The organism is Dokdonella koreensis DS-123, from assembly GCF_001632775.1.
Lineage (GTDB): Bacteria > Pseudomonadota > Gammaproteobacteria > Xanthomonadales > Rhodanobacteraceae > Dokdonella > Dokdonella koreensis.
On sequence record NZ_CP015249.1, the window covers coordinates 1,314,832 to 1,340,393 of the forward strand.

Consider the following 25,562-nt stretch of genomic DNA (forward strand, 5'->3'; position numbering starts at 1 on the left):
GGAAGTTTTCCCTGTGCGTCGCGGAATGTCCATGCCTTGCCGGTGCCGATCGGGCCGCGCGATGACTGCGCCGCAGGTCCGCGCAGCCGGAACTCGCCGGCACGGCGAGCCGTCACGCCGGGACGCGGTGGAACGGGACGCGCCCCGCCACGCGCGGTCAGCGGCCGGACCGTACCTGGCCGACGAACACCATGCCGAGGGCGACGAAGGCGATCGCCACGCCGAAGAACGCCGGTTGCCGGGCCAGCAGGGCCGCCGCCGAGAACGCGACCGCGGCGGCGAGGAAGGCCAGTCCCACGGCCGCCAGGCCCTGGGAGCGTTTCATCGGTAGCACCGGCACGGCGCGGGTCGAGGCATGGCGGGTCCGGTGGCGGTGGATCGGCTTGCGCGGCTCAGTCACCGAATCCATCGGCGAACAGCGCATCGATGCCGGCAACGGCGAACGCCGGGCTGAGGTTGAAGAATACGTTGTCCGCGCAGCGCACGCGCACACGCGCCGCGGACCGGTCGACATTCGGCACCTCGATCACTGCCGAGCCGGTGTTGGGCGCCGCCCGGGCGAGCACGGCGACCGGCACCAGGTCGGTCTCGTTCGCCACGACCAGGTCGATGTCGACGCTGGCGCAGGCGATCGGCGGGGCCTCGGTGGCGGCGGTGTCCCACAGCACCGTCTGCGGAGCGGGCGTACCCGTGAACTGCCAGGTCGTCGCCGCCGTCGGCTCGGTCACGGCGAACGGCCGGCCGGTGTCGATCACGCTGAGGCTCAGTTCGTTGCCACCGGTCGATCCGCCGGCGGCGAGGTTGTCGCGCACGGTCAGCCGGTAGGTGAGCGTGCGGGTGGTCGCGGGAAGGATCTCGCCGAAGGCGGGGCCGTCACCGAGCAGGGTCGCCAGGCGCGGCAGGTAGCGCGTCGGCGAAGCCGTCGGCTCGAACGAGCGCTGGATCGGCCCGCTGCCGGGGTCGGTCTCCAGCGCATTGTTGGCCGGGCCCAGGTCGTACTGCTCCCAGGCATAGGTCAGCTGGGCGCCGGCGGCGGCGCCGAACGCACTGCCGCTCAGCGCGTACGGCGTACGCGCCGGGATCGTCCGACCCGTCAGCGCCGGCACCACCGGCGGCGCAGAGGGATTGGCCACCGGTGCGCCGCAGGCGCTGATCGCGGCGCTGCCGGTGCGCAAGGTGATTTCCTCCAGGCTCCGCGCATGGAAGTAGGGGTCGGAATTGGGCTGGAGGTTGGCGGCGCCGCAGATGCCCGCATAGGCCATGATGGTCGAGCCGCTGCCGGGCTCGTAGGCGCTGCCGGCGGAGCGGTTGGGGGGACCGCAATTGGAGACCGTGCTGTTGAACGAATGCCGGCCGCCGAGCTGGTGGCCGATTTCGTGGGCGACGTAGTCGATGTAGAACGCATCGCTCTGCAGGCGCGAGGCGGACAGCCCGGTGGTGCCGGCGCCCTTGTCGGACGTGCAGATCACGCCCAGGCCGGCGACGCCGCTGCGCGTGGTGAACACGTGGCCCAGGTCGTAGTTGGCGCTGCCGATCACCGCGTCGAGATTGGCGGTGTTCTGGTCGATGGCCCCGTCACCGTTGGTGTAGGGGTCGGTCGCGGCATCGGTGTAGATGATCCGGTCGTTGTCAGGCACCAGGGTCAGGTGGATCGAGAAGTCACGCTCGTACACCTGGTTGATGCGGTTGATCGCGACGGTGACGGCTGCCAGGCCGGCCGCCACCGTCGGCGGATTCGCGCCGGCGATCGCCGCCACGTAAGGCCGGTTCGCGGCCACCGCCAGGCGATAGTCGCGCCGCGTGGCGCCGGTCGGCACCGGGCCGCCGGCCGGCAGGTCGATCGCCAGCGGCATGGCGGCATCGGCGTCCTCGACACTGCAGCGGAACGCATCCGGTCGCGTCAGCGCGCTGCGGTGGAACGAAAGATAGTGCGGGCCTTCGCCGAAGGTCTCGGGCCGCACGATCCACAGGCCGTCGCGCGCGAACACCATCGCGTTCAGCCCGATCGGCGAGAGGTCGATGCGCGCCTGCGTGCCGTCGGCCGCGGTGCCGACGTAGCTGCGGATCTGCGGGTAGCGGGCGGCCAGCGCCGCGGGCAGCGTCCCGGAATCGGCCAGGGCGAATTCGGCATAGCCGCCGTCCGGCGCCGGCAGCGCGATGCGGGTGCCGGCCGCGGATGCGCCGAGGCTGCTGCGCAGCGACGGCCAGTCCAGCCGGATCGTCCGCAGCCGATCGGGCGCGGTGCCCTCGATCAGCGGCGAGCGGGCGGCGGTGTCCTGCCAATAGGCCGGATCGGCGGCGGCCGCCGATCCGCACAGCACGAGCGCGAGGACCAACCAGGCCCGCCGGTAGTGGGAGTGCGCGCGCAGTGTCATGGGCCGGTTCCGCAGGAGGAGGTGAGGCACCTTGCCATGGCGTCCTGCCATGGGCACTGCCTCGCCGCCAGACGGATGACCAACGCGCTGGAAGCTGGCGCCGGAACGTCCAGCCGCCGTGCCGGTGCGGTCATCGCGGCGGCTCGCTGGCCGTTCATCGTCCGGCCACGGCCCGGCGAGCGCGGGCCTTGCTTCGAATTGCAGCAGGGAAGCCGCGTACGGGTCTCAGCGTGGCCGCAGCGCCTTGCGGCGCACCAGCTTGAGGCCGGACCAGAGCGCGTCCACCGCGCAGACCTTGACGTCGACCAGGCCCAGCGGCAGCGCGAGCGTGCGGATCGTGTCCTCGGTGATGTCGGTATCGGTGCCGGCGCTGCGCTTGGGCCAGGACACCCAGAGGGTGCCCGCCGGCGGCAGGCGCGGATCGAGCGCCGCCAGGGCCTGGGCCAGCGCCGCGGCGCGCGTCGCGAAGACATGCGCCAGGTCGAACGCCGCCCGCGGGCCGACCAGGTTCAGGTCCGCCGCCGCCAGGCCGGTCAGGGCCGGGTACCCGGCGGGCGGAAAGCCGCGCAGGTGCACGCGCAGGCCCGGTGCCAGGCCCAGTTTCTGCCACAGGGGCTTGCCGGAATAGCCGGCCGTCGGAGGACCTGACATGCATCACCTCGCGGGCATGAAAGAGGTGCCTTGCGGCACGTCGGCGCAACCGACAGTCTATGGCAGACTCGCCGCCCGACTGGGGCCGTGGAAGGGGCAATGGACAACAAGAACGAACTGCTGAGCCAGTTGCGCATCGATCGCAGCACGCCGGAGACCGCCTCGCGCACGCCATGGATCGTCGCCGCCGTGGCCGTGCTGCTGCTGGCCGCCGGTGGCGGTGCCTGGTGGTTCCTGACGCAGGCCAAGCCGGTGGTCGTCGAATCGGCGGTGGCCGTGGCGCCGGCGGCGGCCGGCAGCGGCGCGACCGCGGTGCTGCAGGCGACCGGCTACGTCACCGCGCGCCGCCAGGCGACGGTCTCGGCGCAGATCACCGGCACCCTGACCGAGGTGCTGATCGAGGAAGGCGAGCGGGTCGAGGCCGGCCAGGTGCTCGCGCGCCTGGAGGACACCGCCCAGCAGGCGGGCCTGGGCCAGGCGCAGGCGCAACTGGCGCAGGCGCGCGCCCAGGTCGGCCAGTACCAGGCCGAACTGGCGCAGGCGCGACGCGACCTGAAGCGCCAGCAGGACCTGGTCGGCCGCAAGCTGGTCTCGCAGCAGGCCGTGGAGACCGCGCAGACGCACACCGAGACGCTCGCCGCGCAACTGCTGGCACAGCAGCGTTATACGGACCTGGCCCAGGCGCAGCTGCGCAGCGCCCAGGTGCAGCTGGACTACACCACCGTGCGCGCGCCGTTCGGCGGTGTCGTCATCGCCAAGGCGGCCCAGGTCGGCGAGATCGTCTCGCCGCTGTCGGCCGGCGGCGGCTTCACGCGCACCGGCATCGGCACGATCGTGGACATGGACTCGCTCGAGGTCGAGGTGGACGTCAACGAGTCCTACATCAACCGCGTGGCCGCCGGCGCACCGGCGCAGGCGGTGCTGGACGCTTACCAGGACTGGACGATCCCGGCTCGCGTCATCGCGATCATCCCGACCGCCGATCGCGGCAAGGCCACCGTGAAGGTGCGCGTCGCGCTCGAGCAGAAGGACCCGCGCATCCTGCCGGACATGGGCACGCGCGTCTCGTTCATGGAAGAGACCAAACCCACCGCGCAGGCCCAGCCGCCCAAGGGCGTGCTGGTGCCGGCCACCGCGATCGTGCAGCGGGACGGGCGCAACCTGGTCTACGTCATCGACGGCGAGCGCGTGCGCGCGCAGGCGGTGACCCCGGGCCAGGCCTACGCCGATCTGCGGCTGGTGGAAGGCCTGGCCGCGGCCACGCGCATCGTCCGCGCGCCATCGCCGGAGCTGGCCGACGGCGCACGCGTGGAAACCCAATCCAAGTAGGCATGGACAAGTAGGCACCGACGTCCTTCCTGCGGGAAGGATCCCTCCGGCCCAGCGGCCGGCCCGAGAAGAGGCGCAAGCGCATGAGCACACTGGTCGAAATCCGCGACGTCAGCAAGGTCTACGAGCGCGGCAAGCAGAAGGTCGAGGTGCTGCATCACGTGAACCTCGACATCGCCAAGGGCGATTTCCTGGCACTGATGGGGCCGTCCGGTTCCGGCAAGACGACCCTGCTGAACCTGATCGGCGGCCTCGACTCGCCCAGCGGCGGCAGCATCGGCGTCGGCGGCCAGCGCATCGACCGCCTCGGCGGCGGGCAGCTGGCCAAGTGGCGCGCCGCCAACGTCGGCTTCATCTTCCAGTTCTACAACCTGCTGCCGATGCTGAGCGCGCAGAAGAACGTGGAGGTGCCGCTGCTGCTGACCAAGCTGTCGGCCGCCGAGCGCAAGCGCAACGCGTCGATCGCGCTGCAACTGGTGGGGCTGGCCGATCGCGCCAGCCACAAGCCCAACGAACTGTCGGGCGGCCAGCAGCAGCGCGTGGCGATCGCCCGCGCGATCGTTTCCGACCCCACGCTGCTGGTCTGCGACGAGCCCACCGGCGACCTCGACCGCCAATCGGCCGAGGACGTGCTGGGCCTGCTGCAGCAGCTCAACCGCCAGCACGGCAAGACGATCATCATGGTCACGCACGATCCGAAGGCCGCCGAATACGCCTCGCACACGCTGCACCTGGACAAGGGCACCCTGGTCGAGTCCGGCGTGCCGGCGTGAACGCGGCGGCCCGGCGCGCGTCCCGCGCGCGGCCGCACCGTTCGTCCCGTACGCCTGCCCGGCCTCCCGTTGAGGACTCCATGCCATGAAATACCTGCATCTGATCTGGGCGGCACTGTTCCGCCGCAAGACGCGCACGATGCTGACCCTGCTGTCGGTGCTTGCGGCGTTCCTGTTGTTCGGCCTGCTCGACGGTGTGCGGGTCGCGTTCAACGCCGGCGGCGAGGCCGCGGGCGTGGACCGCATGATCGTCGCCTCGCGCTTCTCGATCATCCAGGGCCTGCCGCAGAGCCTGGTCCCGCGCATCCAGGCCACGCCCGGCGTCAAGAACGTCACCTGGGCCAACTGGTTCGGCGGCTACTACAAGGACCCGAAGAACCAGGGCTTCAACATCGCGATCGGCCCGAACTTCTTCGACGTCTACTCCGACTACGTCGTCTCGCCCGAGCACCGCAAGGCCTTCGAGGAGACGCGCACCGGTGCGCTGATCGGTGCCACGTTGGCCAAGCGCTTCGACTGGAAGGTCGGCGACAAGGTGCCGGTCACCGGCGCGATCTACCCCAACAAGGCCACCGGCGACACCAGCTGGACCTTCGACGTGGTCGGCATCTACAGCGCGCGCGAGGAGAAGCTGCGCGGCATCGAGCAGCAGCTGCTGTTCCGCTGGGACTACTTCGACGAGGCCAACGCCTACAACGATCACGATGTCGGCTGGATCACGATCCAGGTGACCGATCCCAACCAGTCCGACCAGGTCGCCAAGGCCATCGACGCGCTCTCGGCCAACTCCGATCACGAGACCAAGACCCAGACCGAGCAGGCGTTCAACCTGTCCTTCGCCAAGCAGATGGGCGACATCGGCCTGATCGTCAGCGCGATCATGGGCGCGGTGTTCTTCACGCTGCTGCTGCTGACCGGCAACACGATGGCGCAGGCCGTGCGCGAGCGCATCCCGGAACTGGCGACGCTCAAGACGATCGGCTTCTCCGACCGCACCGTGCTCGGCCTGGTGTTCGGCGAGGCGGTGCTGCTGATCGTGCTCGGCGGCGTGCTGGGCCTGGGCCTGGCCGCCGTGCTGATGCCGGCCGTCGGCGCCGCCAGCGGCGGCATGATGCAACTGCCGCCGGTCGGCGCGACCACCTGGCTGATCGGGCTGGTGGTGATGGTCGTCATCGGCGTGCTGGTCGGCGCCCTGCCGGCCCTGCGCGCGATGCGGCTCAAGATCGTCGACGCACTGGCCGGACGCTGAGGAGAGACATGCCATGAAATCGTTCTTGCGCGGACTCGTTTCGTTTCTCCTGGTCGTGGTCTCGCTGGCGGCCTGGATCATGCTGCCGGGCTGGTTGCTCGGGGCGTTGTTCGTCCTGCTGCTGCTGTGGATGGCCTTCACGCGCGGCGGCCGCCAGGCCGCCTCGGTGACCTGGGTCGGCATCTCCACGCTCGGCCAGCGGCTGGGCGCCTCCTCCGTCATCGTCGTCGGTATCGCCGGCGTCGTCGGCGTGCTGGTCGCGCTGCTGGCGATGGGCGATGGCCTGCAGAAGACCCTGCGAAGTACCGGCGACACCCAGACCGCCATCGTCCTGCGCGGCGGCGCCACCGCCGAGCTCAGCTCCGGCGTCTCGCGCGAGGACGCCACCCTGATCGCGCAGATGCCCGGCATCCTGCGCGACGCCGAAGGCAAGCCGATCGTCTCGCCCGAGCTGGTCGTCGTCGCCAACCTGCCGAAGAAGTCCACCGGCACCGACGCCAATGTCGAGGTCCGCGGCGTCGGCCCGCAGGCCTGGGCGCTGCGGCCCAACATCAAGATCGTCGAGGGCCGCGCGTTCACGCCGGGCCTGCGCGAGATGGTCGTCGGCCAGGGCGCGCGCGCGCAGTTCGCCGGGCTGGAACCCGGCGCGACGATCAACCTCAACAACCAGCAGTGGACGATCGTCGGCGTGTTCGAATCCGGCGACGCGCACGAATCCGAACTGCTCGGCGACGTCGAGACCGTGTCCTCCGCCTACCGCCGCGGCGGCTACCAGTCCGCCACCGTCCGGCTGACCGCGCCGGACGCCCTCGACACGTTCAAGGCCGCCATCGCCGCCGACCCGCGCCTGAAGCTCGACGCCAAGACCACGCTCGACTACTACACCGCGCAGTCCGAGGACCTCACCAAGGTCATCCGCATCATCGGCATCACGATCGCGACCATCATGGCGATCGGCGCGATCTTCGGCGCGCTCAACACGATGTACGCCGCCGTCCAGACGCGGGCGCGCGAGATCGCCACGCTGCGCGCGATCGGTTTCCGCTCGCCGCCGGTGCTGGTCTCGGTCATGCTCGAGACGATGCTGCTGGCCTTGCTCGGCGGCCTGCTCGGCGCCGGCATCGCCTGGCTGATCTTCGACAACTACACCGTGTCCACCCTCGGCGCCAACTTCAGCCAGGTGGTGTTCCGCTTCAGCGTCTCGCCGGCGCTGCTGTGGACCGGCGTGAAATGGGCGCTCGCGATCGGCTTCATCGGCGGCCTGCTGCCGGCCCTGCGCGCGGCGCGGCTGCCGGTGACGACGGCGTTGCGGGAGTCGTGACGTGTCCGTACGAAGGGCGCCGCGGGTGCTCTTCGTGCGGGAGAAAGTGATCATGCAGAGGCCAGCCAGCTCGCAGCGCGCGTGACGAAGTGTCACACCGGCATGCTTTTAAAACTGCACAGTTCGGGTTAAGTTCGATGCACGTCGCAGGGAAGCCCACAGGGGGTCGCCCCGGCGTAGACGTCGGGCATCGGATCGGCTTTCCGTGGACGCGTGAGGGAGCGTGCAAGGCGCTCGCTCGATTGCCGAAGGGGTTCGGGTTCGGGGCCTGCAAAGGAGCTTTGCATGTCCGTGCTGCACCGCGCGCTGCGCGCCGTGGGTTTCTCTCCTTCCTCGCATCGAGTTGATCGCTCGTTGACCGCGCCGGTCCTGGCCGGGCTGCTGGCGCTGGCGCCGGGCCTGGTGCAGGGACAAGCCGGTGAAGTGTCGATCTACGACGAGCAGGGGAAGCTGCTGCGCGGCAGCGAGACGGCGGGGACCTTGGGTCCGGACCTGTTCGGTGACCAGGTGAGCCTGTACACGGGCAGCGTGGAGTTCGTGCAGACGGATGTGAGCATTCCGGGCAACAGCGCGCTGCCGGTGTCGGTGGGGCGGCGCTACCGGATCGGCCAGAACCAGCAGCCGAAGGGCCACTTCGCGGACTGGGACCTGGAGGTGCCGCGCGCACACGGGGTGTTCGCGACGGACATCGGCTGGGCGGTGGACGGCGGCGGCGGCCGCTGTTCGAGTTTCGGTGTGCCGCCGGCGGCGACGGTGGGGATGCCGCTGGGCGGCAGCTACCTGGTGGAGGCCGAGGCGTACTGGCAGGGCAACTTCATCTACCTGCCGGGCAGCGGCGACCAGGAGATCCTGAGGCGGGCGCCGGGCAATGCGCCGCCGAGCAATGCCAACAGCAGCAGCTACACGCTGACGACGAAGGCGGGCGGGATGATCCGCTGCATCGGCAGCGGCGCGAACGAAGGCTTCGAGCTGCTGACGCCGGACGGGACGACCTACCGGTTCGACCATCGCATCCAGCGCGAGGTGTCGTCGATGGCGGGTGGCGGCGGCCTGGTCGCGCGGCCGGCGGGGGAGCGCCGGGGCGAGCCGGTGCCGAGCCGGGGTTGGAACGGGGTGCTGCACCGGATCGAGGTGTGGATCGTGCCGACCTTGGTGACGGACCGGTACGGCAATACGGTGAGCTATGTCTGGGATGGCTGGCGGCTGCTGCGGATCGAAGGCAGTGACGGGCGGTTGTTGACGTTCACGTACCCGGCCACTCCGTCCACGAGCCACGAGGTCCAGACGGTGACGGCGCAACCGGGGGGCGGCGAGCTGGCGCGGACCTGGACCTACCAGTACCAGACCCAGGTGTCGGCCGGTCAGGGCTTTTCGGGGCTCAAGTACGTGAACCTGCCGGGCGGCCTGGGCGCGTGGACGTTCAACCTGGCGCAATTCATGTTCCAGCTGCCGACCGAGCCATTGGCCTCGCGCTGCAATTACGCCCAGACGGGCGTGGAAGCGGGCGAGCTGACCGGCTCGATGACGCATCCGGGCGGCACGACGGGCACGTTCACGCTGGATCGGCTGGAGCACGGCCGCACCTGGGTGGATTTCCACTGCATCCCGCCCACCGGTTTGCCGCTCAACGCGGATGGCTCCTGGACGATGCAGCCGCGGCAGTTCGGCGAGTGGTCGTTGACGAAGAAGCAGCTGAGCGGCCCGGGCCTGCCCGGCTACACCTGGGACTACGTCTACAACGAGAGCCTGAGCACCAGCAGCTACTGCTGGGACCCGGCGACGGCCGGTTCGGTCGGCACGCCGGTATGCACGGCATCCTCGCCGACGACCAAGACGGTGCGGGTGGTCGACCCGCAGGGATACCAGACCCGCTACACGTTCGGGATCCGGTCGAAGGTCAACGAAGGGCAACTGCTGAAGACGGAGTTCGGCTGGAACGGTTCGACGGCGCAGCGGACGGTGACGACGACCTATGCGGCCCCGGCGAGCCCGCCGTGGCCGTTGCCGCTGGGGACGAGCATCCAGCAGCGCGGCGATGCGTTCATGGGTGAGCGGCTGTTCCCGGAGTCGGGTCGCTCGACGACACAGGATGGCGTGACGTTCAGCTGGACGGTGGGCAGTTTCGATGCGCGCGGCCGGCCGCTGGGTGTGGGCAAGTCCAGTTCGCTGGGGAGCAAGGCGGAGACGACGGCGTACCACGACAACACGAGCAAGTGGGTGTTGGGCCAGGTGGCGAGCGTGATGGTGCAGTTCGGCAGCCAGACCTGGTATCCGGTGGTGAACACCTACGATGCGACGACGGCGAACCTGCTCACGCACAGCCGCTACGGCAAGCTGCACCGCAGCTACCAGTGGTATGCGAACGGGACGCTGTCCAAGAGCATGGATGCCCGCGGGGCGAGCTTCACGAGCTACACGACCAGCTACGGCCCCTACCACCGCGGCGTGCCGACCAGCATCACCTACGGCAATGGTGACTGGTTGAACGCAAGCATCAACGACACCGGCGAGATCCGGACGGTGCAGCAGGCCGCCGCGCCGGAATTCACGTCGCTGACGACCGGCTACCAGTACGACCAGCTGGGGCGCCTGAAGCAGGTGGACTACCCGGGGACGGGCTGGAACCCGCTGGTGATCGGCTACCAGTGGGTGTCGACGAGCGAGATGGGGGCCTCGCACTGGCTGCAGACGACCAGCCAAGGCAACGCCCGCACCTTGACGTACTACGACGCGCTGTGGCGGCCGGCGCTGACCAAGCGATACGACGCGCTCAGCACGGCCACTGAGGACGAAACGCGGCGGATGACGCTGACCCGGTACGACGGCGAGGGGCGGGTGACCTACCAGTCCTACCCGCAGCGGCTGATCACGTCGATCACGCCGTTGACGCTGCCGGGTGGGACGAAGACGACCTACGATGCGCTGGGCCAGGTGAAGACGACGCTGGCCGACAGCGAGCTGGGCCCGCTGGAGACGGTGGTGACGTACCTGAGCGGGTTCCGCAAGCAGGTGCTCAACCCGCGGCTGAAGACGACGGTGACCTCCTACCAGGCGTTCGACGAGCCGGTGGAGGACGCGCCGATGAAGGTGGTGCTGGCCGATGGCGGTGAGATCACCTACACCCGCGACGTGCTGGGCAAGCCGCTGACGCTGAAGCAGAGCGGCCCGAGCGGTGCGGCGCCGGTGGCCGAGCGCAGCTATGACTACGACACCTACCAGCGGCTGTGCAAGACGGTGGAGCCGGAGAGCGGGGCGACGCTGCTGGGATACGACCTGGCCGACAACGTGACGTGGCGTGCGACCGGCCAGAGCGGTGGGCTGGCCTGCGGCGGCGCAGTGGCGGCGCAGCGGGCGACGATGACCTATGACGCACGCAACCGGCTGCAGAGCACGACCTATGCCGATGGGGTGACGCAGGGAACGACGCAGAGCTGGACGCAGGACGGCAAGCTCAAGACGGTGACCTCCGGCGGTGCGACCTGGACGTACGGCTACAACACGCGCCGACTGCTGGAGAGCGAGACACTGACGTACGGCGGGACGAACTACCCCTTCACCTACCAGCACGACACGAACGGCAGCGTGAAGCAGCTGAAGTACCCGGACGATTCGCTGGTGAACTACGCGCCCAATGCACTGGGCGAGCCGACGTATGTGAGCGGGTACGCCACGCAGATCAAGTACCACCCCAATGGGGGGCTGTACCGGTTCGCCTATGCGAACGGGATCCAGCACGAGACGCTGCAGAACGCGCGGGGCCTGCCGGGATGGAGCACGGATACGGGCGTGATCGACGACACCTACACGTACGATGAGAACGGGAACGTCAAGACGATCACCGACGAGACTTCGACCCCGAACGCGGTACTGGGCCCGAACCTGAGCCGGACGATGGACTACGACAGTCGGGACCGGCTGATCGTGGGTCACTTCAACGACCTGAGCACACTGAGCGACCTGAGCGCGCGGGGCGTGACCTTCAGCTACGACATGCTGGACAACCTCCAGACCAACGTGACGGGGCTGCGGAACTTCACGTACCACTACAACGCGCAGCAGCAGCTGACGAAGATCACCAACGCGGCGCCGCCGCTGTCGTACGTGGACTATGCCTATGACACGCGGGGCAACATGACCTCGCGCAGCGTGGTGGACCCGGTGACGCCGGCGAACAACCATGCGCGGACGTTCACGTTCGACAAGGCGAACCGGATGACAGCGGTGACGGTGCCGTGGCCGGGGACGGGCGGGGCCTCGCCGGGGACGACGACGCACGGGTACGACGGCAACGGCCGCCGGGTGGCGATCACGCCGCCGGGTGGGGTGGCGAAGCTGCAGATGTACAGCCAGGGCGGCCAGCTGCTGAGCGAGATCCGGGCGAACGGATCGGGCCGGGTGAACTACGTGTACCTGGGCCGTCACCTGCTGGCGCGGGTGCCGTACAACAGCCTGGGTGGTGGTGGCGGTCTGGGGACCTCACCGCCGAAATTCTTCCAGCACACCGACGGTCTGGGCAGCCCGATCGGGGTGACGGACCTGTCGGGTGCAATACAGGGCTGGCGGACGGTGTACGAGCCGTACGGTGACCAGGTGTTCACGAACGAGGCTGACGGCCCGGCGTATACGGGTCACGTGTCCGACGCGCTGACGACGCTGACGTACATGCAGGCGCGGTATTACGATCCGGTGGCGGGGCGGTTCCTGAGCGTGGACCCGGTCGCGGCCAGTCCGGAGAGCATCAACCGGTACTGGTATGCCAACAACAATCCCTACAAGTACATCGATCCGGATGGACGATTCGGTGTAGTAGGTGCTTTCATTGGAGCACTAGTCGAGGTCGGGGTTCAGGTTGCGGTGCACGGTGAAGTGAACAACTGGCCTGCTGTCGGGGTTGCTGGAGCAGTAGGGGCCGTTACGGGGGGTGTAGGTGGGTTGCTCGGGAAAGCCGCGGTGAGGGGGGCTGTTACCACTAGCGAAGCTGTATACGCAACTGCTGCCGTGGGCGGTGCAACCAATGCGTGGGGAAAAGTTGCTGAGAGCGAACTTACTGGCGAGTCGATCAGCTCTGCAGACGTCGCGCTGGCTGCTGCCGGGGGCAGTCTCGGTGCTGGTGCAGGCGAGAAGATCGGCTTGGCAACTGTTGCGAAACTTGAAAATATGGCGGCGAGCGGTGGCATGGCTGGTACGATCAGTAGTACAACACAAGCAGCTGTCCGTCAGGGCGGGCCAATTGTCGAGCCGGCGACTACGGGAATGCAGAAGGCCGGGCAGCTTGCTGCGGATGCTGGTGCTGTTTACGTGCAAGAGCGTGCAAAGAAGTGATGGGGTTTTTGAGCTAGATGATCCGAGGCTGGCATGATCAGTGGCATTGTGGGGGGGTGTTGGGGGTCATATTTTGCGCATTGCTCGCAAAGTGGGTTCCTCTAGTATTCAATGGAAAAACAAGATCCCAGCTTCTCGATGAAAATAGACTGTCTATAGTTCTAGCGAACATATCATTTATTTCCGGAATATTTGGCGGAATTGCATTATATTATTACAATATATTCCAAAAAAACGATTGGCGAGGATTGTTCATAGGTTCTGGTTCTGGGGTGTTGGTTTCTATTGTTGCTATATTCGTTGCAACGATGTTTCGCCGGGGCAATATTAAGGAGGCATATGTGGCATATGCCATATCTCAAGGCGCTCCTTTGCTTGTCATATATTCGATATTCGCAATAATTGTGTCTGGATTTTTCTCAGCCGTATTCAGTTTGTTTTGATTAATAAACTCGGAAGACCGAGTAGGGGGCACCTCTAAAAAACATACGCATCTGATCTCCACCCCAAAGTAGTGCCGACCTAAAGTGGAAAATCCGGCGTATTGGGGTTGGGTTGAAACTGCGTCGCGAACTCGCTGGGCGGAACTTCGCCGAGCGAGGAGTGCGGACGGAAATGACTGTAGTCCTGTCTCCAGCTTTCGATCTTCTGCCGTGCATCATCCAGCGACAGGAACCGGTGGGTATTGAGGCATTCGTCGCGGAAACTGCCGTTGAACGATTCGATGAAGGGGTTGTCGGTCGGCTTGCCTGGACGGGAAAAATCCAGCACCACGCCAGTGATTTTTCGCCTGTCGCAGGGGTAGTGTCGTCAAGAGCTTTACGCGCCTGGCTGAGTTCTCGCATCAGCCAGGCGCGCCGACGGACAGCCTTTCCGCCAAGAAGAACACCAGGCCAAGCGCGATGCGTTGGGCGAGCAGCTGCCGTAGGTGGGCTTTATTGCTCGCAATGGCCAGATCATCGGTGCGACCATCGCGATGTTGCCGATCTGCTTGGTCGGCGCGGAGAGGCAGGTCCCGTTGGGCAAACAGTCCGAAAGCAGATCCTTCGGTACCTTGCTCGATGGGCGTCGTGGTGCCGAGAGGATCGCGAAATCGCGCTTCGTCGTAGTCGATCATCCCACCCTTGGGCGGCCCCGCGAACCTCGTGCAAGTGGGCGGAGACGGGCTGGACGAGCACTTCCTCCGGCAGCATGCGTTCGAAGCGTTCGACGAAGGCATTCCGGGTGTGTTTGCTGGACGGGATGCATCGAATCGCGGTGCCGCCGGCTTTCAGCCAGCTTGTGAAGATCGGACTGCCCCGGCGACAGTCCAGTCAGCCCGCAGGGGACGAGCGACCACGGTGGCGCCTTATAGTCCGACTGCTCGGTCGAGCCTGAGCCGAACAAGGCGAGGGGCGGCGTGCCGCACATCAAAGTTGACCGGGCCCGCCGTGCTCACTTCCCCCGCGTCAACGTAATCAGCGCCACGCCCCCCAGGATCACCGCCATCGCGACCAGGTCGCCGATGTGGATCGCCTCGCCGCCGAGGGCGGCGCCGAGCAGCACGGCGACCGGCGGGTTGACGTAGGCGTAGCTGGTCGCGAGCACCGGCCGCACGGTGCGCAGCAGGTAGAGGTAGGCGGTGAACGCGATCAGCGAGCCGAACACGGCGAGATAGACCAGGGCCAGGGTGGAGGCGGTGGTCGGTGCGGTGGGCAAGCGTTCGCCGAAGGCGAGGGCGGCGATGGAGAGTCCGACGCCGCCGCAGAGCATCTGGGCGGCGGTGTTCATCGCGGCGGGCGGCATGTCGCGGCCGCGGCTCCAGACCGAGCCGAACGCCCAGGCGGCAGAGGCGACCACGAGGGCCGCCGCGCCGGCGGGGGAGCCGGTCATGCCGCCGCCGAGATTGAGCAGCACGACGCCGATGAAGCCGATCGCCAGGCCGATCCATTCGATACGGCGCGGCCATTGCCTGTACAGCGTGCCGAACAGGGCGGCGAACAGCGGCATGCTGGCGACCGCGACGGCGGCGAGGCCGGAGGCGACGGATTGCTCGGCGAAGCAGACCAGGCCGTTGCCGAGGCCGAGCAGCAGCAGGCCGGTGACGGCGGCGTTGCCCCATTGCGTGCGCGTCGGCGCCGGCAGGCCGCGCCAGCGCAGGAACGCATAGAGCAGGGCGCCGGCGGTCGTGAAGCGCAGTGCGGCCATCAGGAACGGCGGCCAGCTTTCCAGCGCGACGCGGATGGCGAGATAGGTGGACCCCCAGATCAGGTAGAGCGTCAGCAGCGACAGGCCGATCGCCCAGCGCGTCTCGCGGCTGAGGGGTGTCTTGGCGGGCACGGCGTCGGGGGCGGGTGCGTTCATTCGGGACGTGCGGGCAACGCGGGGCCGCGACGCTACTCGCAACCGGCCGCAAGGGCCAGCGCCATAGGATGGGGCGCGGCATGGAGCCAATCGCGGGCGCGTGGAGCGGTAGGAAATTTCCTACGCGAAGCCGGGCCGGATGGCGGATGCAGCGGCCGGCGAGGCTGCGCATACTGCCGCGCGGTATCGCCAGCACGGCCGGCATCGCGGCGCAGGTGGCGGTGTAAATCGTTGTTACGGCAGGCCGAATCCGGCCGGCGGAGGCGGGCCGCGGTGCGCTGCGGCCGACGGCGCCGGGTTCACATCCTGATAGACTTGCCGCCCCCAAATCGAGGTGGAGCCAACGATGGATGCTGCAGCCCTTCCCGGTCCGGACGCCACGCGGGTGGCGGTGATCGGCCTCGGTTACGTCGGGCTGCCGCTGGCGGTCGGCTTCGGCCGCGCGCTGCCGACCCTGGGCTTCGACATCAATCGCGCGCGCATCGACGAGCTCAAGCAGCACCGCGATCACACGCTGGAAGTCTCGCCGGAAGAACTGGCCGCCACGACGCAGCTGCGTTTCAGCGCCGATCCGGCGGACCTGGCCGAGTGCAACGTCTTCATCGTGACCGTGCCGACGCCGATCGACGACGCCAAGCGGCCGGACCTCACGCCGCTGGAGTCGGCCAGCCGCACGGTGGGCAAGGCGATCCGGCCGGGTGGCGTGGCGATCTTCGAGTCGACGGTCTATCCGGGCGCGACCGAAGAGGTCTGCGTGCCGATCATCGAGCGCGAGTCGGGCCTGCGCTTCAACGTGGACTTCTACGCCGGCTACAGCCCGGAGCGCATCAACCCGGGCGACAAGCAGCACCGCCTCGAAAGCATCATGAAGGTCACCTCCGGCTCGACGCCGGCGGCGGCCGATTTCGTCGACGCGTTGTACCGGCGCATCATCACGGCCGGCACGCACAAGGCGTCCAGCATCCGCGTGGCGGAGGCGGCCAAGGTCATCGAGAACACCCAGCGCGACCTCAACATCGCGCTCGTCAACGAGCTGTCGCTGATCTTCCACCGGCTCGGCATCGACACCAGCGAGGTGCTGGCGGCGGCCGGCACCAAGTGGAACTTCCTGCCGTTCCGGCCGGGCCTGGTCGGCGGCCACTGCATCGGCGTGGACCCCTACTACCTGACGCACAAGGCGCAGCAGATCGGCTACCACCCGGAGGTCATCCTGTCCGGTCGCCGCATCAACGACGGCATGGGCCAGCACGTGGCCCAGCGCGTGGTGAAGCTGATGACGCAGCGGCGCGTGCACGCCGCGCAGTCCAACATCCTGGTGCTGGGCCTGGCGTTCAAGGAGAACTGCCCGGACCTGCGCAACACGCGCGTGATCGACGTGGTGGCCGAGCTCAAGAGCTACAACGCGAACGTCGAGGTCTACGACCCCTGGGTCAGCGCCGAGGAGGCGCGCCACGAGTACGGCCTGGACCTGGTCACCGAGCTCGCCGACGGCAAGTACGACGCGATCATCCTGGCGGTGGCGCACCGCCAGTTCGTCGACCTCGGCATCGAGCGCATCCGCGCGCTCGGCACGCCCGAGTGCGTCCTGTTCGACGTCAAGCAGACGCTGCCGCGCGCGGCCGTCGACGACCGGCTCTGAGCGAGGACGACCCATGCGCATCCTCGTCACCGGCGCGGCCGGCTTCATCGGATCGGCGCTCAGCCATCGCCTGCTGGCACGCGGCGACGAAGTGCTCGGCTACGACAACCTCAACGACTACTACGACCCCACCCTCAAGGAAGCGCGACTGGCGCGGCTGACGCCGCAGCCGCGCTTCGGCTTCGTCAAGGCCTCGCTGGAGGACCGGCCGGCGCTGGAGGCGGCGTTCGCCGACTTCCGGCCGCAGCGCGTGGTCAACCTGGCCGCGCAGGCAGGCGTGCGCTATTCGCTGACCAATCCGTACGCGTACGTGGAGTCGAACCTGATCGGCTTCATCAACGTACTGGAGGCCTGCCGGCACGGCGGCGTGGAGCACCTGGTCTACGCCTCGTCCAGCTCGGTCTACGGGGCCAACCGCAAGCTGCCGTTCTCGGTGCGCGACGCAGTGGACCATCCGGTCAGCCTGTACGCGGCGACCAAGAAGGCCAACGAGCTGATGGCGCATACCTACAGCCACCTGTACGGCCTGCCGACGACCGGATTGCGCTTCTTCACGGTCTACGGTCCGTGGGGGCGGCCGGACATGGCGCTGTTCCTGTTCACGCGCAAGATCCTGGCCGGCGAGCCGATCGAGGTGTTCAACCATGGCGCGCATACGCGCGATTTCACGTATGTGGACGATATCGTCGAAGGCGTGATCCGGACGCTGGACCGGGTGCCGGGGCCGGATGCGGGTTTCGACCCGATGGCGCCCAACCCCGGTTCGTCGGCGGCGCCGTACCGGGTCTACAACATCGGCAACCACCGGCCGGTGCAGCTGGGCGAGTACATCGCGGTGATCGAGCGCTGCCTGGGGCGCACGGCGGAGAAGATCCTGCTGCCGCTGCAGCCGGGCGACGTGCCCGATACCCATGCGGACGTGGCGGAGCTGATGAGCGACACCGGCTACTCGCCGCAGACGCCGGTGGAGGAGGGCGTGGCGCGTTTCGTGACGTGGTACCGGGACTTCTATCACGTTTAGACGGCACCGGGCCGGGCACAGTCGATCGCGCTCGAGCCCTGGCGAGCGTGGGGATGGGCAGGGCGGTACGGTTCCGGTTCAGCTTAGAAAATGTGAACTGGTTCACACAATGATGTGGCTGGGGTACTCTTCTGACTCGCGAGAGGGGATTTTCGATGAAAGCGTTCATCTGTCGGCTCGGATTGGCCGTCATGCTCGTGGTAGCGGCGCCGGTCCTGGCGCAGGAGCAACTGGCCGAGGTAGCGGTGATACCACCGGCGGTGGAGACCTACCGCATCGGTGTGGACGACGTGGTGCAGGTATCGGTGTGGCGTAATCCCGACCTCAGCGTCTCGGTGCCGGTGCGCCCGGACGGCAAGATCTCGGTACCGCTGATCGGCGATGTCGATGCCGGCGGACGCAAGCCGCAGGACGTGGCCGAGGACATCAAGGGCAAGCTGTCCACCTTCGTGCGCGACCCGCAGGTCGCGGTGATCCTGACCGAACTGCGCAGCCACGAGTACCTGGCGCGCGTGCGCGTGACCGGGGCGGTACGCCAGCCGGTGTCGATTCCCTACCGCCAGGGCATGAGCGTGCTCGATGCGGTGCTCGCCGCCGGCGGCACCAACGAGTTCGCCTCGGCCGACAACACGCGCCTGTACCGCAAGGAGGGCGACAGCGTGAAGACCTTCCCGGTGAAGCTGGACCGCATCCTCAAGAAGGGCGACTTGTCGACCAACCTGCCGGTGCAGGCGGGCGACGTCGTCACCGTGCCGGAACGCGCGTTCTGAACGGCGCGCCTGCGATGAACGATCAACTCCCGACCCTCGCCTCGCTGCTCCCGATCATGTCGCGGGAGGCGTGGCGCCGCCGCGTGGTCCTCGCCATCACCTTCGCCGTGATCGCGCTGGCCGCGCTCGTGCTCGGCGTCATCTGGAAGAAGAAGTACGAGTCCGCCACGACGATCCTGGTCCAGGAAACCAACATCATCCAGCCGCTGATGGAAGGCCGCGCGGTGCCGACCGGCGTCGGCGACCGTGCCGCGATCGCGCGCGAGGTGGTGTTCGGCCGCAAGGTGATGACCGAGGTCCTGACGCTCGGCGGCTGGCTCTCCGACAGCCCCGGCCCGATCGAACAGGAACGCCGGATCGAGGACATCAAGAACGCCACGCGCATCGCCAGCCCGCGCGAGAACCTGATCCGGATCAGCTACACCGACTCGGACCCCGAGCGCGCGTTCAAGGTGGCCGGCAGCATGGCCGACCTCTTCATCAAGGAGAGCCTGGAGGCGAAGGAGCGCGAGAGCCGCGAGGCCTACAAGTTCGTCGACAGCCAGGTGCAGGAGTACCACGCCAAGCTGACCGATGCGGAGTCCAAGCTGATGGACTACCGCAACAAGAACCCCGATGCGCGTCCCGGCACCGAGACCGACGTCAACGCGCGCATCAGCGAGCTGCGCCGCCAGACCGACACGGCACAGATGGAGATCATGGAGCTGCGTTCGCGCGAGGCGGCCCTGGTCTCGCAGCTGTCGGGCGAGTCGGACGTCAGCGCGGTGCAGACGCGCGAATCGCAGTACCGCCTGCAGCTGGTGGAGCTGCAGGCCAACCTCGACCGGCTGCTGCTCAGCTACACCGACCAGCATCCGGACGTGATACGCGTGCGGCACCAGATGGCCGACCTGCAGGAAGGCATCCGCCAGGAGCAGGCCGCGGCCGAGCGCCGCCGCGCGCTCGGTGGCGCGGTGGCGGCCACCGACGAGAACGCGCAGTTCAACCCGCTCTACCAGGAGCTCAAGAGCCGGCTGGCCGAGACGCGCCGCAACATCGCCGCGATCGACTCGCGCCACAACGCCAGCAGCACGATGCTGACCGCCGAGCTCGACCGCAGCCGCCGCATCGCCAATTCGGAGAACGTCCTGGCCGAGCTGACGCGCGACTACGAGGTCAACCGCGACATCTACCAGGACCTGCTGCGGCGGCGCGAGAACGCACGCGTGTCGATGAACCTGGACGCCGAGCGGCGCGGCCTGTCGTTCCGGATCCAGGAGCCGGCGCTGCTGCCGGTGCAGCCGATCGGCCTGCGCTTCGCGCACTTCGGTGCCGCCGGCATCGGCCTGGGATTGCTGCTGCCGCTGGGCCTGCTGTTCCTGCTGGCGCAGTTCGACCCGCGCATCCGCTCGGCCGAACGCCTCGAGCAGATCGCCGGCGTGCCGGTACTGGCCAGCGTGCCGGCCTACACCACGTCCCGCGACCGCCTGCGCGACCGTTTCCGCACGACCCTGATGGTCCTGATCGTGCTCGGCGTGGCGGCGGCCTATGCGCTGCTGTTCTGGCTGCGGATGGCAAAGACGCTATGACCCAAAACGACATCGACAAGCCCGTCCCCGCCCCCGACCGCGTCGGCGACGCGCTGCAGGCCAGCGCCGGCGGCCTCGCGCAGCGCGCGTCGGCCAGCCGTTCGATCGCCCGCATGGGCGACGGCGCGATGCTGGCGCCGCGCCAGCTGGAGGAGCGCCGGCTGATCCACCGCGAGGGCGCGCGCCAGCAGGCCGACGCGTTCCGCGAGATCCGCACCAAGCTGCTCGCGCTCGGCGGCGACCAGAACTTCGTGACGATGGTGGCGCCGATCGGCCCGGGCTCCGGCGGCAGCTTCGTCGCCCGCAACCTGGCGGCGGCGTTCGCGTTCGACGAGGCCAAGACCGCGCTGCTGATCGACTGCAACCTGCGCCATCCCAGCCAGCACCGCACGCTCGGCATCGATCCGAAGGAAGGCGGGCTGATCGACTACCTCGAGCATCCCTCGCAGGGCATCGAGAAGGCGTTCTACCCGACCGGCGTGCCACGGCTGCGGCTGATCCCGACCGGCAAGTCGCGCGAGATGGGCGCGGAGTACTTCTCCTCGTTCCGCATGCGCGCGCTGATCGATTCGCTGCGCAGCCGCTATCCGGACCGTTACCTGTTCCTGGACGGGCCGGCGGTCAAGGGCTCGCCGGACGCGCGCATCCTGGCCGACCTGGCCGATTTCGTGGTGCTGGTGGTCGGCTACGGCCGCGAGACGCCCAAGGCGATCGCGCAGGCGGTGGCGGGCTTCGATCCGAACAAGCTGGCCGGCATCGTCTTCAATCATCCGCCGTGACCCGGCGGCACGGGCTGCAAGGGCGCGCCGGCGCATCGGCGCGGATCGGGCGGGGCGCAGAAGGATTCCGCCACGACGGCGGGAGGGGAGCGATGAACACACCTCTGAAGCGGTTGGCAGCCTCGGTGCTGGCCGTGCTGGCGGCGCCGGCCGGTGCCGTGCAACTGGACTACACGCTCGAACTGGGCCTGCTGCACAGCGACAACATCAACCTGAGCGAGGACGACCCGGTCAGCCAGAACGTGGCGATCCCGGCGATCAACTTCAGCCTGCGCCAGGAAGGCGCCACCGTACAGGCGCTGGTGCGCGGCGTGGCCGAGTACCGCAACTACCTCGGCAACGCGTTCGACGACGAGCTGCGCGGCCAGCTCGACGGCATCGTCAACTGGACGCTGCTGCCCGAGCGCCTGAGCTGGACGTTCCAGGATGCGCTGGGCCTGCAGCCGATCAACGTGCTGCAGGCCGACACGCCGACCAACCTGCAGCAGACCAACGTCTTCGCGACCGGGCCGACGCTGCGCTTCCGGATCAACCCGGTGCTGCGCGGCCAGGCGGAACTGCGCTACGTGGACAGCTACGCGGAGGAGACCGAGGAGTTCAATTCGCGGCGCTGGATCGGCGCGCTGCGCGTGTTCCACGACCTCAGCGCCACGGCCGAGGTCTCCGGCAACCTGCAGACCGAGCGCGTCGACTTCGACCAGGACGGCCTGGAGAACTACACGCGCTACGACCTGTTCGCCCGCTACACCAGCCACCTGTCGCAGTTCGACCTGGACGCCGCGCTCGGCTACTCGCGCTTCAACTACCGTCACCGCGACAACCGCTCGGGCGTGCTGGCGCGCGCGATGCTCGGCTGGCGGCCGAGCGCGCGCAGCGGATTCACCCTCTCGGCCGCGCGCCAGTATTCGGACGCCGCCACCGACATGATGGCCGACCCGGGAACGATCGGCAGCGGTTCCACCGGCATCATCATCGGCGACACGTCGATCGACGCCGGCGTCTACCTGGAAGAACGCCTGGAGCTGGCCTACGCCTACACGGCCGAGCGGCTCGGCCTGCGCGTGGCACCGTTCTGGCGCAAGCTCGACTACGGCCAGGACACGCGCGGCGTCGACCAGCGCGGCGGCGGCTTCAACGGCGAGCTGAGCTACCGGCTGCGCCCGCAGCTGCGCGGCGGCATCGTGGCGAGCGCCGAGCGGCGCAACTTCGCCGGCCTGGACCGGCGCGACGACGACACGCGCTACGGCGTGTTCCTGACCCAGCAGTGGACGCGCCACTGGGCCTGGCGGCTCGACCTGCTGCGCGGCGAACGCGACAGCACCGGCGACGGCGTGAATTTCGACGACAATCAGGTCTACCTGCGCGTGTCCTATACGCGGTGACCGATCGCCGGCCGCGCGCTACGGCGCCGCGGCGCGGCCTGCGTCGCTGCGGCGCCGTCGTCCGTCCTGACGCGTCGGCACCACGCGCCGCACCATCAGAGGAGATTCCATGAGCGCTATCCTGGTCACCGGCGGCGCCGGCTACATCGGCAGCCACGTCGTCCTGCAGCTGCTGGCGCGCGGCGAGCGGGTGGTCGTGCTCGACAACCTCGCCAGCGGCTTTCGCGAGGCTGTGCTCGGCGGCCATTTCGTGCAGGGTGACGTCGGCGATCGCGCCCTGGTCGCTGCGCTGCTGGCCGAGCACGCGATCGACACGGTCATGCATTTCGCGGCGCACACCGTCGTGCCGGAGTCGGTCGCCGACCCGCTCAAGTACTACGGCAACAACACCTGCGCCACGCGCAACCTGCTGGCGTGCTGCACGGAGGCCGGCGTGCGCCACATCGTGTTTTCCTCGACCGCCGCGGTCTACGGCATGCCGGCTTCGGGTGTGGCCGACGAGGACACGGCGACCGTGCCGATCAATCCGTACGGCAGTTCCAAGCTGATGAGCGAGATCATGCTGCGCGACGTGAGCGCGGCGACGCCGCTGCGCCACGTGATCCTGCGCTACTTCAACGTCGCCGGCTGCGACCCGGAAGGCCGCATCGGCCAGTCCACGCCGAAGGCGACGCTGCTGGTCAAGGTGGCCTGCGAGCAGGCCGTCGGCAAGCGCCCGCAGCTGTCGGTGTTCGGCACCGACTACGCGACCCCGGACGGGACCTGCATTCGCGACTACATCCACGTCGCCGACCTGGCCGATGCGCACCTCAAGGCGCTGGACCACCTGCGCGCGGGCGGCGACTCGACCACGCTCAACTGCGGCTACGGCCACGGCTACAGCGTGCGCGAGGTGATCGACGCGGTCGAGCGTGTCGCCGGCCACCGGCTGACCGTGGTCGACCAGCCGCGCCGCGCCGGCGATCCGCCGGCGCTGATCGCGCGCAGCGACCGGCTCAAGGCGCTGCTCGGCTGGCAGCCGCGCCACGACGACATCGATTTCATCGTCGGCAGCGCGCTGGCCTGGGAGCGGAACGGCCGCTATGGCTGAGCGGATGCCACGCGCGTGCGGCCGGCGCACCCGCCGGTGAGCCCCCGGCTGCTGCCGGCCCTGGTCCTGGTGCCGCTGCTGCTCGCGGCAGCGCCGGCACCGGCGGCGATCGGCCTGGACCTGGCCGCGATCGATACCCGCTCCGCCGCCTATCGGCGCTACCAGGCCTGGGTCGACGCGGCGGTCGCCGGCCGGCCGGACTACGGCTTCTCGGCGAGCGATGCGGCCTACCTGTATCGCCTGAGCGAGGACGACCGGTATTGCACGCTCGCCGTGCGGCTGGTCGACGAACAGGTCACGGCCGCCGAGCAGGCGATTGCCGAAGGCCGCCGGCCGGCGGTGGCCGGCGACTCCTACCTGGAGGCCGGGCCGATGATCGGCGCGCTGGCGCTGACCTTCGACTGGTGCGCATCGGTCACCGACGAGGCGCAGCGGACGCGCTGGCGCACGTACGCCGAGCGCACGCTGACCAACATCTGGCAGCCGGCCGCCGCGCAATGGGGCGAGCGCCCGTTCGCCTGGACCGGCTGGGGCACCGACAACCCCGGCAACAACTACTACTACAGCTTTCTCGAAGCGACGATGACCTGGGCGCTGGCCAGCGACAGCGCGCCGTGGCTCGATCGCCTGCGCACGCGCCTGCTGCCGGCACTGACCGCGTACGCCGGCGCCTTGCCCGGCGGCGGCAGCCGCGAGGGCACCGGCTACGGCACCGCGCAGATGCGGCTGTTCGCGCTGTACCGGCTCTGGCGCGATTCGACCGGCGAGGACCTGGCCGCCGCGAACACCCACCTGGCCGACACGATCCGCTTCTGGGTGCACGCCACGGTGCCGACCTGGACGCAGTTCGCACCGCTGGGCGACCAGGCGCGCACGTCGGTGCCGGAGATCTACGACTACCACCGCCGGCTGATGCTCGAAGCGCGCGCGCTGGCCAAGGACGACGCCTCCCGCGACCTGGCCTCCTGGTGGCTGCAGCACATCGCGGTCAAGCGCATGGCGCACGGGTTCAACTACCGCTACGACCTGCTGCGGGCCGGCAGCGGCGGCCATGCGCCGGCCGCGCTGGACTACTTCGCCGAAGGCAGTGGCCGCCTGTTCGCACGGACCGGCTGGAACCGTGATGCGGCCTGGATCGCATTCACGGCCGGTCCGTACGTCGAGAGCCACGCGCACCAGGACCAGGGCGCGTTCCTGCTGTTCCGCGATGGCTGGCTGGCGGTGACCGAGAACATCTGGACGCGCAGCGGCATCCAGCAGGGTACCGAGGTGCACAACGTGCTGCGCTTCGTGCGCAACGGCGCGACGGTCGCGCAGCGCGAGGGCACCACGTCGCGGATGACGGTCACCCGCGACGGTGCCGGCGGCACGCTCCACGCGACCGCCGACCTGACGCCGGCCTACGGCGGCCAGGCCGCGGTGCGTTCCTGGGAGCGCCGCCTGGATTTCGCGGCGGACGGCACGGTGACGGTCGGCGACCGCTACGCGGTGGCCGACGGGACGCGCGCGATCTTCCAGGTCAACGTGCCCGAGCGTCCGGTCATCGACGGCCGCGAGGTGCGGGCCGGTGCGCTGCGCCTGCGCGTGCTGGCGCCGGCACGCGTCTCGGTGACGGCGCACGACTGGCACGGCGTGGATGCGGACGAGTTCCGCTCCGGCTGGCGCATCGACATCGAGGGCGAGGGCGGCGAGTACCGCGTGGAGTTGGCGACGGGCCGCTGAGCCTGCCGCTTCAGGCCGCCCGCCGGCGCGGGGCGGCCCGCCTCAGGCCGATGGCGGTTCGATCGGCATGGCGGACGGGATCCGGAAGCTGCCGAGGTCGCGGCTGGTCAGTGCGCGCATGCCGGATGCCGCGGACGCGCAGCCCGCGTCCGCCCGGTGGCACCGGACCTGGGCCGACGGTATCGGGGCGGGGGAGCGGCCGGCCACCGTCCAGGCCGCCGGCCGGCG

At 68.8% G+C, this 25,562-nt stretch carries 18 protein-coding genes and 1 pseudogene; 13 read left to right on the forward strand and 6 right to left on the reverse strand.

Annotated elements, in window-relative coordinates:
* Positions 1-157: 157 nt before the first annotated feature.
* The 3 genes from I596_RS18690 to I596_RS05120 all read right to left on the reverse strand — a co-directional run bounded on the left by I596_RS18690 (position 158) and on the right by I596_RS05120 (position 3,026).
* Positions 158-325: a hypothetical protein gene (locus I596_RS18690; RefSeq protein ID WP_190278991.1), complete on the reverse strand. Its 168-nt coding sequence runs from the start codon at positions 323-325 to the stop codon at positions 158-160.
* A gap of 67 nt (positions 326-392) precedes the next feature.
* On the reverse strand, positions 393-2,375 hold the full coding sequence (locus I596_RS05115) for a reprolysin-like metallopeptidase (protein WP_067645103.1): 1,983 nt from the start codon (positions 2,373-2,375) through the stop codon (positions 393-395).
* A gap of 225 nt (positions 2,376-2,600) precedes the next feature.
* The gene (locus tag I596_RS05120) at positions 2,601-3,026 is read right to left on the reverse strand and encodes a hypothetical protein (RefSeq protein WP_067645106.1); all 426 of its coding nucleotides are present in this window, start codon (positions 3,024-3,026) and stop codon (positions 2,601-2,603) included.
* Positions 3,027-3,125: 99 nt separating this feature from the next.
* On the opposite strand from I596_RS05120, the gene I596_RS05125 reads away from it, so the two are divergent.
* The 5 genes from I596_RS05125 to I596_RS05145 all read left to right on the forward strand — a co-directional run bounded on the left by I596_RS05125 (position 3,126) and on the right by I596_RS05145 (position 13,020).
* Positions 3,126-4,355: an efflux RND transporter periplasmic adaptor subunit gene (locus I596_RS05125; protein ID WP_067645109.1), complete on the forward strand. Its 1,230-nt coding sequence runs from the start codon at positions 3,126-3,128 to the stop codon at positions 4,353-4,355.
* Between the two features lie 83 nt (positions 4,356-4,438).
* On the forward strand, positions 4,439-5,128 hold the full coding sequence (locus tag I596_RS05130; RefSeq protein WP_067645112.1) for an ABC transporter ATP-binding protein: 690 nt from the start codon (positions 4,439-4,441) through the stop codon (positions 5,126-5,128).
* Between the two features lie 85 nt (positions 5,129-5,213).
* The gene (locus I596_RS05135; protein ID WP_067645114.1) at positions 5,214-6,377 is read left to right on the forward strand and encodes an ABC transporter permease; all 1,164 of its coding nucleotides are present in this window, start codon (positions 5,214-5,216) and stop codon (positions 6,375-6,377) included.
* Positions 6,378-6,390: 13 nt separating this feature from the next.
* Positions 6,391-7,698 carry an ABC transporter permease gene (locus I596_RS05140; protein ID WP_067645117.1) on the forward strand — a complete coding sequence of 436 codons (1,308 nt, stop codon included), beginning with the start codon at positions 6,391-6,393 and terminating at the stop codon, positions 7,696-7,698.
* A gap of 285 nt (positions 7,699-7,983) precedes the next feature.
* Positions 7,984-13,020 carry an RHS repeat domain-containing protein gene (locus I596_RS05145; RefSeq protein ID WP_083965387.1) on the forward strand — a complete coding sequence of 1,679 codons (5,037 nt, stop codon included), beginning with the start codon at positions 7,984-7,986 and terminating at the stop codon, positions 13,018-13,020.
* Between the two features lie 522 nt (positions 13,021-13,542).
* Here I596_RS05145 and I596_RS05150 read toward each other — a convergent pair.
* The 3 genes and pseudogenes from I596_RS05150 to yedA form a co-directional block, all read right to left on the reverse strand.
* A pseudogene (locus tag I596_RS05150) lies at positions 13,543-13,797 on the reverse strand (integrase core domain-containing protein); the annotation flags it as partial.
* 67 nt (positions 13,798-13,864) lie between these two features.
* Entirely contained in the window at positions 13,865-14,137 is a 273-nt protein-coding gene (locus tag I596_RS18425) for a hypothetical protein (RefSeq protein WP_150132024.1), read from the reverse strand.
* A 317-nt stretch (positions 14,138-14,454) separates the two neighbouring features.
* Positions 14,455-15,363 carry a drug/metabolite exporter YedA gene (yedA, locus tag I596_RS05155; RefSeq protein WP_067645123.1) on the reverse strand — a complete coding sequence of 303 codons (909 nt, stop codon included), beginning with the start codon at positions 15,361-15,363 and terminating at the stop codon, positions 14,455-14,457.
* Positions 15,364-15,709: 346 nt separating this feature from the next.
* On the opposite strand from yedA, the gene I596_RS05160 reads away from it, so the two are divergent.
* From I596_RS05160 to I596_RS05195, 8 genes are all read left to right on the forward strand, one after another.
* Positions 15,710-17,002, forward strand: coding sequence for a nucleotide sugar dehydrogenase (locus I596_RS05160; RefSeq protein ID WP_067645126.1), 1,293 nt, complete (start codon positions 15,710-15,712; stop codon positions 17,000-17,002).
* Positions 17,003-17,015: 13 nt separating this feature from the next.
* The gene (locus I596_RS05165) at positions 17,016-18,023 is read left to right on the forward strand and encodes an NAD-dependent epimerase (protein ID WP_067645129.1); all 1,008 of its coding nucleotides are present in this window, start codon (positions 17,016-17,018) and stop codon (positions 18,021-18,023) included.
* Between the two features lie 191 nt (positions 18,024-18,214).
* A complete protein-coding gene (locus I596_RS05170; RefSeq protein ID WP_150132025.1) occupies positions 18,215-18,793 on the forward strand; it encodes an XrtA/PEP-CTERM system exopolysaccharide export protein in 579 nt (192 codons plus the stop codon).
* A 14-nt stretch (positions 18,794-18,807) separates the two neighbouring features.
* Complete coding sequence (locus I596_RS05175; protein WP_067645135.1) at positions 18,808-20,361, forward strand: XrtA system polysaccharide chain length determinant; 1,554 nt, start codon at positions 18,808-18,810, stop codon at positions 20,359-20,361.
* Positions 20,358-21,140, forward strand: a complete 783-nt coding sequence (locus I596_RS05180; protein ID WP_067645138.1) for a P-loop NTPase family protein — start codon at positions 20,358-20,360, stop codon at positions 21,138-21,140. Before I596_RS05175 ends, I596_RS05180 begins: the two co-directional genes overlap by 4 nt.
* Before the next feature lie 92 nt (positions 21,141-21,232).
* Positions 21,233-22,522 carry a porin family protein gene (locus I596_RS05185; protein ID WP_067645141.1) on the forward strand — a complete coding sequence of 430 codons (1,290 nt, stop codon included), beginning with the start codon at positions 21,233-21,235 and terminating at the stop codon, positions 22,520-22,522.
* Between the two features lie 109 nt (positions 22,523-22,631).
* Positions 22,632-23,612 (forward strand): UDP-glucose 4-epimerase GalE, encoded by a 981-nt coding sequence (gene galE, locus I596_RS05190; RefSeq protein ID WP_067645143.1) that lies wholly within the window; start codon positions 22,632-22,634, stop codon positions 23,610-23,612.
* A 36-nt stretch (positions 23,613-23,648) separates the two neighbouring features.
* On the forward strand, positions 23,649-25,334 hold the full coding sequence (locus I596_RS05195) for a heparinase II/III family protein (protein WP_067645146.1): 1,686 nt from the start codon (positions 23,649-23,651) through the stop codon (positions 25,332-25,334).
* The last annotated feature ends 228 nt before the right edge of the window (positions 25,335-25,562 follow it).

What these genes read in the sequence shown, in the direction of transcription:
- I596_RS05185 (WP_067645141.1), top strand. Translation starts at nt 21,233, where the DNA reads ATGAACACACCTCTGAAGCGGTTGGCAGCCTCGGTGCTGGCCGTGCTG.
- I596_RS05165 (WP_067645129.1), top strand. Translation starts at nt 17,016, where the DNA reads ATGCGCATCCTCGTCACCGGCGCGGCCGGCTTCATCGGATCGGCGCTC.
- I596_RS05145 (WP_083965387.1), top strand. Translation starts at nt 7,984, where the DNA reads ATGTCCGTGCTGCACCGCGCGCTGCGCGCCGTGGGTTTCTCTCCTTCC.
- I596_RS05180 (WP_067645138.1), top strand. Translation starts at nt 20,358, where the DNA reads ATGACCCAAAACGACATCGACAAGCCCGTCCCCGCCCCCGACCGCGTC.
- I596_RS05160 (WP_067645126.1), top strand. Translation starts at nt 15,710, where the DNA reads ATGGATGCTGCAGCCCTTCCCGGTCCGGACGCCACGCGGGTGGCGGTG.
- yedA (WP_067645123.1), bottom strand. Translation starts at nt 15,363, where the DNA reads ATGAACGCACCCGCCCCCGACGCCGTGCCCGCCAAGACACCCCTCAGC.
- I596_RS05120 (WP_067645106.1), bottom strand. Translation starts at nt 3,026, where the DNA reads ATGTCAGGTCCTCCGACGGCCGGCTATTCCGGCAAGCCCCTGTGGCAG.
- I596_RS05135 (WP_067645114.1), top strand. Translation starts at nt 5,214, where the DNA reads ATGAAATACCTGCATCTGATCTGGGCGGCACTGTTCCGCCGCAAGACG.
- I596_RS18690 (WP_190278991.1), bottom strand. Translation starts at nt 325, where the DNA reads ATGAAACGCTCCCAGGGCCTGGCGGCCGTGGGACTGGCCTTCCTCGCC.
- galE (WP_067645143.1), top strand. Translation starts at nt 22,632, where the DNA reads ATGAGCGCTATCCTGGTCACCGGCGGCGCCGGCTACATCGGCAGCCAC.
- I596_RS18425 (WP_150132024.1), bottom strand. Translation starts at nt 14,137, where the DNA reads ATGATCGACTACGACGAAGCGCGATTTCGCGATCCTCTCGGCACCACG.
- I596_RS05130 (WP_067645112.1), top strand. Translation starts at nt 4,439, where the DNA reads ATGAGCACACTGGTCGAAATCCGCGACGTCAGCAAGGTCTACGAGCGC.
- I596_RS05115 (WP_067645103.1), bottom strand. Translation starts at nt 2,375, where the DNA reads ATGACACTGCGCGCGCACTCCCACTACCGGCGGGCCTGGTTGGTCCTC.
- I596_RS05175 (WP_067645135.1), top strand. Translation starts at nt 18,808, where the DNA reads ATGAACGATCAACTCCCGACCCTCGCCTCGCTGCTCCCGATCATGTCG.
- I596_RS05125 (WP_067645109.1), top strand. Translation starts at nt 3,126, where the DNA reads ATGGACAACAAGAACGAACTGCTGAGCCAGTTGCGCATCGATCGCAGC.
- I596_RS05170 (WP_150132025.1), top strand. Translation starts at nt 18,215, where the DNA reads ATGCTCGTGGTAGCGGCGCCGGTCCTGGCGCAGGAGCAACTGGCCGAG.
- I596_RS05140 (WP_067645117.1), top strand. Translation starts at nt 6,391, where the DNA reads ATGAAATCGTTCTTGCGCGGACTCGTTTCGTTTCTCCTGGTCGTGGTC.